The organism is Thermoflexus sp., assembly GCF_042408365.1.
GTDB lineage: Bacteria > Chloroflexota > Anaerolineae > Thermoflexales > Thermoflexaceae > Thermoflexus.
Genome location: NZ_JBHOQJ010000023.1, coordinates 1 through 2,857 on the forward strand (window position 1 = coordinate 1; position 2,857 = coordinate 2,857).

A 2,857-nucleotide genomic window follows, 5' to 3' on the forward strand; every position below is an offset into this window, starting at 1 on the left:
GGATGCGCTTTCATGAAGTCGGCGACCAGCTCATCCAGGAAGGCGTCGACCTCCTCGTTCTCCTGCTCCCAATAGGTGATCTTGACCTTGGGGGCAGGGGTCGGGGTGGGGGCCGGCGCCTGGGTCGGCTGCGGGGGCTGCGTCGGGGCCGGCGCCTGGGTGGGCGTCGCCGGCTGCGCACAGGCCGCCAACAGCAGGCCCAGCGCCACAAACACCGCTACCCACAAGGAGAAACGTCGCGGAACCATCTTCCACCTCCTGTTCAGGAATTAGAATCCCCAGCAACAGGGACATCCCTCTTAATGTCGCCCGTCGTCAGCATCCCGGAGAATCATTGAATGGAGGAGCCTTGGCATGAAAGCAGGTCATCAGTGAACAACCCGAAGGCTTATCCACGGCCCGGCGCTGGACCTGTGGAGCTGCGCACGACGAGCTGGGCGGGGATCAGGATGCAGGCCGGCGGGGCATCCGGCTCCTGCAGCCGGCGGGCCAGGGCCTCCGCGGCAGCCTCGGCAATCTGAGGCACATACAGGTTGATGGTCGTCAGCGGTGGGTCCGCCAGCGCCGCCAGCGGGGAGTCGGAGCAGCCGACCACCGAGACATCCTCCGGGATCCGCAGGCCCCAGCTTTTCAGGGTCTGCAGCACCGTCAAAGCAGGGATATCGTGGGTGATGATCGCGGTGATCGGGCGCCCTTTGGCCCACAGCGCCTCCAATGCCCGCACGGTCCCCGCTTCCGTCCCATCCGTTTCCGCCACCAACTCCGCGCTCTCCTCCATCCCATATTCCCTTAAGAAAGCAAGATACGCCCGAAGGCGGATCGCAGAGTAGCCGAACTCCAGGGGTTCCGCCAGATAGGCGATCCGCCGGTGCCCCAAAGCGAGCAGGTGCTCCAGCGCCAAACGGGCCGTCTGCTCGAAATCCGTGTCCACCACATCGATCCCCTCCATCTCATCCGGCCGGCCGATGGAAACAAAAGGAACGCCCAGCTCCTTCAAAAGGGCGATACGTTCATCCTGACGGCGGACCATCATCAGCACCCAGCTGTCGCAGATCCCTGTGGAGGCGAAACGCTCGAAGGACTCAAGGTCGTGGCTGATGTGGAGAAGGAAATTAAACCCAGAACGGCTGATGGCTTGAGCGATCGCACCGAAATACTGAAGGTTCAGGGGGTCGAAGGATTCGGGGGTGAGCAGCGCGGAGAGGGCCACGGTGTTGGTCCGGCGGGCCGCCAGGCTTCGAGCGGCGAAATTCGGGCGATATTTCAGCCGCTCCACCGCCTCTAACACCCGCGCCACGGTCTCCGGCTTGAAACGTCCTTTATTGTTCAAGATGTTGGAGACCGTGGTGATGGAAACGCCCGCTTCCCGCGCGATGTCATAAATCGTGGGCATGGTCTCTCAACCCCAGAAAAATCCACTTGGACGGACCGCTCTTATTCCCACCAAAGGATCGAGGGATCGTTCCACACAAGGGGTTAGTAAAGCGCTTTACAAAAGCGTTTTTATTTTATCGAGATTGAGGATATTTGTCAAGTCCTTCAGCTGAGGTTCGGACATAAGTTCGGACCTCTTGCGCGGGGCCTCCGATCGCGTTATTTGGCGAAAGTCCAATCCGTCTTAGGAGGCGTCCCGTGCATCCCATCGAGATGCGCCGATGGATGGGGCTTCTCTTGGATGATCCGGCCATCCGGAAGGCTCGTTCCCCCCGCCGGACCGAGATGGCTGCCCAGATGTCCGGGACCAGCGGGGCCGCCTCCAAAAGGCCTCACCGTTTCCTTCGGAGGGATGACCCAGCGGCCGACCCTCGTCGGGTGCTCTGGCGGTGGCTCAGCGACCCGGCCGAATTTGTCCCCGCGGACCCCACCGAAATCGAGTGGCCCCAAGCCCGTGCGAGCGAGTCCGTGAGGGTTCTCCAAGACGGGAAAACGCGGGGCGTTTGGGCGCTGATGCGGGCCGTACCTGACCGGGGGCGGGCCATCCCTTGTGGGCGGATAACTTACTCTTCCAAGACCCTCGCCGAGCGGGGGGATTCCCGCAACCGGAATCATTTCCAGGCCTTCGCGGCCTGGAAAGATCTGCTGGGCGAACGGCCATGGGTCTTGGATCGGGAAGTCCGTGACCTGGAATGGTTGCGCGGGTTTGCGGAAGAAGCCATTCATTGGGTCATCCGCTGGAATCTGGGGAGCCCTCCGCCCCAGTTCCTGGATTCCGAAGGGCAGGAGGTCGCCCTGGAGATGGTACCGGGCGGAATGCTCATGGATCGGGATGTTGGGGATAAGGGCCCGGTACCGGGGAATGGGATCGGCCTCAGGCGGAAAGGATGCGGAGAGCCGCTTGGGAGGAGGACCGATTGGGATCCTAACGAAGGGCTACGGATGGATCGGAAGCGAATGAGGATCGAGGAGAAGTTCCGGGACAGGAAGAGCCGGTTCGGGATGGGCCGGTTAATGAACAAGCGCTGGGGGTATAGGGAGCAGATGCGGGCCCTTCTGTGGATCGGGTATGCAACCGCCGATCGGATGGGCGAGAGATGGCGGGATTTCCTCTATGGGGAACTCATTGGGGGAGAAGGAAACGGTGCCCGAAGGGGAGAGGATTCTGGGGGACCCGCAGCGGAAACAATGGAAACGGCACTCCGGTCTCTTTGTTCTGCTTAAACAGCGATGGTCGCTCTCGCTCCCAAACTGGGAGAGGATCGTAGAGGATGCGTGGTCCCTCTTTGTCGCCATCATTCTCCCAGTCCCAACTCGTGTCTGAACCTCAGCTTCAGGGCAGCAGGCTGGTCGTGCTTCCTCCACATTTGGTTTGGGTCCCACGGAGGATTTAGGGGCGAGCCGGGTGCCTTTGGCACCCGGC

At 61.8% G+C, this 2,857-nt stretch carries 3 protein-coding genes; 1 reads left to right on the forward strand and 2 read right to left on the reverse strand.

Translation table 11 applies throughout. The features are described 5' to 3' along the window. On the reverse strand, positions 1 to 248 hold a 248-nt coding region (locus tag ACFMO5_RS01180), incomplete at its 3' end, for a hypothetical protein (RefSeq protein WP_376790945.1). A gap of 140 nt (positions 249 to 388) precedes the next feature. Next, positions 389 to 1,393, reverse strand: coding sequence for a LacI family DNA-binding transcriptional regulator (locus tag ACFMO5_RS01185; RefSeq protein WP_376790946.1), 1,005 nt, complete (start codon positions 1,391 to 1,393; stop codon positions 389 to 391). Between the two features lie 239 nt (positions 1,394 to 1,632). Between ACFMO5_RS01185 and ACFMO5_RS01190 the strand changes: the two genes are divergently transcribed. Continuing rightward, positions 1,633 to 2,658, forward strand: coding sequence for a transposase (locus ACFMO5_RS01190; RefSeq protein ID WP_376790947.1), 1,026 nt, complete (start codon positions 1,633 to 1,635; stop codon positions 2,656 to 2,658). Positions 2,659 to 2,857 lie beyond the last annotated feature (199 nt).